Annotated in this window: 5 protein-coding genes; all 5 read right to left on the reverse strand. The window is 74.8% G+C overall.

Going from position 1 to position 6943, the window contains the following annotated elements:
• A partial coding sequence (locus IEY78_RS33420) for a class I SAM-dependent methyltransferase (RefSeq protein WP_189104760.1) occupies nt 1–830 on the reverse strand: 830 nt, incomplete at its 3' end.
• 353 nt (nt 831–1183) lie between these two features.
• Complete coding sequence (locus IEY78_RS33425) at nt 1184–2098, reverse strand: carbohydrate ABC transporter permease (RefSeq protein WP_189104761.1); 915 nt, start codon at nt 2096–2098, stop codon at nt 1184–1186.
• Entirely contained in the window at nt 2095–3432 is a 1338-nt protein-coding gene (locus tag IEY78_RS33430; RefSeq protein WP_189104762.1) for a carbohydrate ABC transporter permease, read from the reverse strand. The genes IEY78_RS33425 and IEY78_RS33430 overlap by 4 nt, the downstream gene beginning before the upstream one ends.
• A 45-nt stretch (nt 3433–3477) precedes the next feature.
• Nucleotides 3478–4848 carry an ABC transporter substrate-binding protein gene (locus IEY78_RS33435; RefSeq protein ID WP_189104763.1) on the reverse strand — a complete coding sequence of 457 codons (1371 nt, stop codon included), beginning with the start codon at nt 4846–4848 and terminating at the stop codon, nt 3478–3480.
• Between the two features lie 237 nt (nt 4849–5085).
• On the reverse strand, nt 5086–6943 hold a 1858-nt coding region (locus IEY78_RS33440; protein WP_268240373.1), incomplete at its 5' end, for an FtsK/SpoIIIE domain-containing protein.

Below are 6943 nucleotides of genomic sequence, written 5' to 3' on the forward strand. Positions count from 1 at the left end.
GGGGCCGGGCGGCTCGCGCTCGCCGGCGGCGCTCCCTGCGGCCGCCGCCCGGCGCCCGCGGGCCGGTGCCGGGAGACCGGCTGGGCCGGTTCCCCGGCGCCCTTGGCGCTCAGCCGGATCAGCGGGGCGCCGTTGACGTACTGCACCTCGTGCCAGATGTCGCCGCGGGCCGCGATCCACTCCAGCAGCGCGTGCTGGAACGGTTCGGGGTCGCCCCAGGTCCCGTAGAACTTGGTGCCGGTGAGGCAGATCGGGCGCAGTCCCTCGTTCGCGACGGCCTGCCAGGTGGCGGCGGCGACCCCGGGGCAGTGCTCGGCGCGGTAGTCGTCCAGCACCACGACGCCGTGCGCGGTGAGCAGCGTGCGCACCGCGAGGATGTCGCCGTGCACATGGGCGTGCAGATGCGAGGCGTCGATATGGGCGAAGCGCACCGAGCCCTCCTCGACATGGTCGGTGACGACCGAGCTGAGGCCCTGCACGATGGTGGGCAACTCCTCATGGAACGCGCGGTAGTTCGCCTCGAAGGCGCGCCGCGTCAGCGTGGCGTAGGACTTCTGCATCTCCCGGGAGTTGGAGGCGTCCTCGGCGGGGGAGTCGAAGAGATCGCAGACCGTGAAGCGCTCGCCGGCCCGCAGCCGCGCTCCCAGGAAGATCGCGCTCTTGCCCATGTACGCGCCCAGTTCGAGCAGGTCCCCCGGTGCGGACCGCTCCTGCTGGTGTGCCAGGAACCAGTCGAACATCAGCTGGTCGGCGGTGAAGAACCAGCCCTTGACCTCGGACAACCGGGTGGGGCGGGGAAGTGCGGCGCTCTCTGCGAGGGGGGCAGTCATGCGGTCCGTCTCCAGACGGTCGGGAACGTAGGACGTGATGCGACGCGTGGGGGGAGGGGTTCGAGCGGTATGTTCCGGCGCGGTCGGCCGTGGATGTGCTCGGTGCCGCCCGCGGTGGGGCGGCGGCTCCGCGGTCCGGGGCGCACCCGGTGTCGCGGCCCGCTGCGCACGGGCGCGGCCCTGCCGGGCCGGGGGAGGGCGCCACTGCTCGGTTCGAGAGCCGTTTCGGCGCCGCTCAGGCAGTCTCCCCGACGGAGCCGGGTCGCACCATGCGCTTCACGGGACCCGCATCGTAGGGGGAGGAAAATGAACAGCAGGTGGCGTGCGCTCCGGCACTCCGTCGCCGTGCGGTCTCATTTCACCGCGCCGGCCATCACCCCGGAGACGAACTGGCGCTGGAAGGCGAAGAAGACGATCAGCGGGACCACCATCGACAGGAACGCGCCCGGCGCCAGCACATCGATGTTGTTGCCGAACTGCCGGACCTCCTGCTGGAGCGCCACGGTGATCGGCGGACGGCCGCTGTCCGCGAAGATCAGCGCGATCAGCATGTCGTTCCACACCCACAGGAACTGGAAGATCCCCAGCGAGGCGATCGCCGGACCGCCCAGCGGCAGCACCACCCGGGTGAACAGCCGCAGCTCGCCCGCCCCGTCCAGCCGGGCCGCCTCCAGCAGCTCGCGCGGGATCTCGGCGAAGAAGTTCCGCAGCAGGAACACCGCGAACGGCAGCCCGAAGGCCGTGTGGAAGAGGATCACCCCGGCCGTCGTCTCGAAGAGTCCCACCGCGCCGAACAGCCCGGCCACCGGGATCAGCGCCACCTGCACCGGCACCACCAGCAGCCCGACGACCACCAGGAACAGGCCGTCGCGGCCGGGGAAGTCCAGCCAGGCGAAGGCGTAGCCGGCCAGCGACCCGAGGGCGACGACCAGCAGCGTGGCCGGCACCGTGATCTCCGCCGTGGTCAGCAGCGACCCGGTCACCTTGCCGTCGGACAGCAGCCGGGCGTAGTTGTCCCAGGTGAGCTGGGCCGGCTCGGTGAACACCTGCCACCAGCCGGACGAGGCGATGCGCTGCGGGCCGCGCAGCGAGGACAGCAGCAGCCCCACCGAGGGCATCAGCCAGAACAGCGCGACCAGGACCAGGAAGATCCGCAGCGCCCCGCCGCCGGCCCGGGCCGCGATCCGGGCGGTGAGCGGCCGCCGGGCACCTCCCGCACCGGCCGCCCGGGGCCGCCCGGCCGCCGCGGTGTGCTCCACGGTCGTCATCGGCGACGCTCCTTCCGGATGCGCCGGAGATTGACGTACATCACCGGCAGCACGAGCAGCAGCAGGAAGACGGCGATCGCGCTGCCCAGCCCCTGGTCGACATCCGTGCCGAACGAGGACCGGAAGAGCTGGAGCGCCAGCACATTGGCGGACCGGAGGCTGGAGCCCGGCGCGATGACATAGACCAGATCGAAGATCTTCAGCACGTTGATCATGAGGGTGACCAGCACGACCACCAGGACCGGGGCCAGCAGCGGCACCGTGATCCGGCGGAAGACCTGCCACTCCCCGGCGCCGTCCACCCGCGCCGCCTCCAGCAGCTCGCGCGGCACGCCCGCCAGCCCCGCCGCGATCAGCACCATCGCGAAGCCGGCCCACATCCAGACGTAGGAGCCGATGATGGCCGGGGTGACCAGCGCCGGGCCGAGCCAGTCGACGCCGCGGTAGGCCTCGGCGAAGTCGGCCGCGGGCAGCCGGAGCCGGGCGCCCGCGGCCCGGTCGCCGGGCAGCGCGAAGGTGCCGTCGGCCGCCGTCGTCGCCGAGGCGACCACCCGGCCGCCCCTGACGGCCTCGACCCGCAGCCCGGCCAGCGCCTTCTCGCCGCGGTCCAGGACGTCCGGGCGGCCGCCGCCCCCGCGGGTGAAGTCCAGCCACACGGTGCCGGTCACCGCGCCCGGCCGGGCGGCGGCCTCGGCCGCGGGCCGGGCGCCGCGCAGGTCGTCCGGCCGGACGGCGATCAGCGGCAGCTCCACCGGCGACCCCGCCCGGACCGCCGCACGCGTGCTGAACGCCCCGCCGCCGGACGGCGCGAGGGCGGCCCGGGGCCGCGGCCGGGCACCGGGGAACGGCGCCGGGTCGGCGAAGGTGTCATGGACGGCCACCCACACCGCGTCGGCGACCCCGCGCTGCGGATCCTGGTCGTAGACCAGCCGGAAGATGATGCCGGCCGCCAGCATCGAGATCGCCATCGGCATGAACACGATCAGCTTGAAGGCGGTGCCCCAGCGGATCCGCTCGGTCAGCACCGCGAAGACCAGCCCCAGCACGGTCGAGACCGCCGGCGCCACCACGACCCACACGACGGTGTTCCGCAGCGCGGTACGGATGCCGTCGTCCGAGAACATCGCGCCGTAGTTGTCCAGCCCCACGAAGCCCGTGCCGGCGGCGTCGAACAGGCTGCGGCGGACGGAGAAGGCGATGGGGTAGACGACCAGCGCCCCGAGCAGCAGCAGCGCCGGCAGCAGGAACCCCGCGGCCAGCCGGCGGCTGCCCGGGACCCGGCGCCGGACGCGCCCGCCGCGCCTCCTGACCTCGCTGACCTGTACGGCGCTCATCGTGGTCGTCCCCCGGTCCCGGTCGAGGTGGTCGGCGGCGGGTGCTCAGTGCCCGAACGACGTCGCGGCGTCCTTCTCCAGCCGGGCCTGGACGCCCGTGACGTCCCTCGGGTCCTTCAGGAAGTCCTGGAGGTCCTTCCACTCGCCCTGGCCGGGCTTGCCGCCGAACGAGGCGGGCGCCTGGTCGGACATGTCGAAGCGGAAGTCGTCGCCCGCCGCGATCAGCGCCCGGGCGATCGTGCGCATCACGCCGTCGGTGTAGGCGGCTTGGTCGAGCTTCCTGTTGGGCGAGAGGAAGCCGCCGGCCTGGGCCCAGATCTTCGCGGCGTCCGTCGACGCCAGGAACGTCAGCAGCGCCTGTGCGGCCTTGGTGTCCTTGAGGGCCACCGCTACATCGCCGCCGGTCACCACCGGGGACTTCGCGCCCACCGCGGGGAACGGGAAGACCTTGGCGTCCGTGCCGATCTTCGCCTTGGTCTGGCCGATGGTGGCGGCGGCGAAGTCGGCCGAGGAGACCATCGCGGCCTTGGGGGTGCCGCCGCCGAAGGTCTGGGTCACCGAGGTCGGGAAGTCCGTCTGCAGGGCGCCGGAGGTGCCGCCGGCGAGCAGGTCCGTGCGGCCGAAGAGCCCGCCGAGCGTGGTCAGCGCCTGCTTGACGGAGGGGTCGGTCCACTTGAGGTCGTGCCGCGCGAGCCGGTCGTACTTCTCGGGCCCCGCCTGGGAGAGGTAGATGTTCTCGAACCAGTCGGTCAGCGTCCAGCCGTCCGCGCCGCCCACCGAGACCGGCGCGACGCCCGAGTCGGAGAGCGTCCGCGCCGTCGTGAGGAACTCCGGCCAGGTCTTCGGCACCTTGGCGCCGGCGTCGTCGAACGCCCGGGCGTTGTACCAGACCAGCGACTTGTTGCTGGCCTTGAAGTAGACGCCGTACGGGGTGCCCTGATGGGCGCCGAGGTCCCGCCAGCCCCGGGAGTAGTTCCTGGCGAGCTGCGCCCTGGCGTCCGCGCCGAGCGGCTTGATCCAGCCCTTCTTCGCGAACTCGTGCAGCACGCCGACCTGTTGGAGCATCGCGACGTCCGGCGGCCCGCCACCGGCGATCTTGGAGCCGACGAAACCGGCCATGTCGTCGCCGCTGGGCACGAAGTCGACCGTGGCGCCGGTGCGCTTTTCGAATTCGTCCAGCACTTTGACGAAGTTCGCCCGCTCCGGCCCCGTCCAGACCGCGGTGACCTGCACCTTCTGGCCCGCGAGGTGGGGCAGGCGCACGGTGGGGGCGGTGCCGCCGCCCGTGCCGCCGCCGTCCGCCTGGTCCGTGCCGCCGCCGCTGCCGCCGCAGGCGCCCAGCGCCAGGGCGAGCGCCGCGGCGGCCGCCACCGCGGTCGTGGTGCGAAGCGCCGTCCGGTCGAGTCGTCTGCGCATCCCCGTAGCCCCTTGTCGCTGCGCCTGCCGTGCCGGGTGCGAGGGGAGAGCCGTGCCACGTCGTGCCGCGGCGCCCCTGCCGTGCCGTTCGCGTCGTGCGGTGCGGTGCGGTTGCGCTGCGCCTCGTCGTGCGGGTCGGTGTGCGACAGTCCTACGCCCCGGCCGCGGGGTCCGCAATACCGCCTGCCGCCTCAACTGGCCTTTCGTGACGGTGCTGTTACGGGCGGCACCCGGGGCTCAGAGCAGGGGTGGGGCGGCTGTGGCGCCCGAGGACTGAGCGGCCCGCTGGAGCGCACTGGCCAGCAGCGCCAGGTCCGTCGGGCCGTTGCCCAGCTCGCGCAGCGGCCGCCGGGCCGGCGGATCGCCCATCCGCGCCCACTCCAGGGGGACCACCGTCGGCCGGAGGGTGGACGTCCGGGGTATCCGCCCGGTCACCCGGCCCGCCTGGAACGGCGTCGAGGAGCCGTCCGCCGTGCGGTACAGCCGGCCGCGGCCCGGGGGCTCCGGTTCGGACGCACCGGCGGCGGCGCCCAACCGCACCCGCAGACCGGCCCGTTCGCTCGCGGCGGTCTCGGCCGTACGGTCCGGATGGCCGCTCGCGGCTATCAGATGCACCCCGAGCGCCGCGCCCTCCCGGGCCACCGCCTCCAGGGCCCGCACCACGGAACCGGCGGCCGGCCGGCCCATGCTGCCCAGCGCCGGAGCCACCAGCGCGTCGAAGTCGTCGACCAGCACGAACAGCCGCGGCATCGGCACCACCGGCGCCGTACCGTCGGCCGCGGCCGCCCCGCTGCGGGCCCGCAGCCGCAGCGTCCCGGTCGTCGACGGATCCAGGTCACCGCCCGACGGGCCGCCGCCCTCGGACGCCCGCCGCGGGGCGATGATCCGCGGCGCCGGCAGATGCCTGCTGCGCCACTCGGCGAACGGGATGCCGTCGAGTATTTCGGTGCGCCGCTTCAGCTCCGAGGACAGCGCCTGGGCGAACTCCCGCATCCGCAGCGGCTCCGAGGCCGCCAGATACGTCGTGACATGCGGCAGGTCCGTGCACACCCGCAGCCCCTCGCCGCGCTCGCTGCCCCCGCCGTCCACCAGCACCAGCGACAGCAGATCGGGACGGTCGGCGGCGGCCAGCGAGGCGGCCAGCGCGCGCAGCAGCTCGGTCTTGCCGGTGGCCGCCGCGCCCTCCAGGAACAGATGCGCGCCGTCGGCGGCGAGATCGGCGCACAGCGGGCCGTGCGGACCGGCGCCGAGCACCGCGGCGGCGCCCGCCCGGTCGCCGTCCAGGGCGGCGGCCCAACGGGCCATCAGGGACGCCGGGGTGGCGCGGGCCAGCCCCAGCTCGTCCAGCAGCCGCGTCGCCTCCGGCAGCGGGACGGCCGGGCGGGGGACCGCGCCGCCGGCCGGTGCGTCGGCCTCGCGCAGCGGCGCCAGCGCCCGCGCGAACCGCTCGGCCCAGGCGCCGGAGACCGCGTCCACCGTCGCGACCGTGCCCTGGGGGCCGGTGCCCGGCTGGACGACGCGCAGCGCCGTGGCGACATCGCCGCTGAGCACCGCGACCGCCCCGCACTCCCCGAAGGCGGGGGAGGCGGCCCGGGCCGCCTCGTACGTCGCGGACAGCGGGAACGAGGGGGAGGAGGCCGGCGTCTCGGCCAGGCACAGCAGATGGATACCGGCCGCCGGACCGCCCGACGCGAGCCGCGCGGTGGTCTCGCGCAGCGCGGCGGAGCCGGGGTCGCCGTCCACGATCACCAGGGTGTACGGCCCCCGGTGACGGGCCGCGGCGGCGGAGATCTCCGCACGATCGGCATCCGCCCAGCCCGGGCCCAGCGGGCCGTCGTCGAGCCGGCGCACCAGCTCGGACGTACGGGCCGCGGCCTGCTCCTGGTCGTAGGCCAGCAGCAGCCGGCAGTCCTGGCCGTGGGCGGGGCGGACCTGCGGCAGCCAGCCGAGCCAGGACCACTCGGCCACCCGCTCCTCGGCGGGGCGCGCCCGGTCCGCGCTGATCAGCACGAGGTCGAGGGTGCCGGGGGAGTGCAGCGCGGCGAGCTGGGCGAGCGCCCAGCGGGCCAGGCCGGCCAGCCGGGCCCGCGGTCCG

This window comes from Streptomyces kronopolitis, assembly GCF_014646275.1.
Classification (GTDB): Bacteria; Actinomycetota; Actinomycetes; order Streptomycetales; family Streptomycetaceae; genus Streptomyces; species Streptomyces kronopolitis.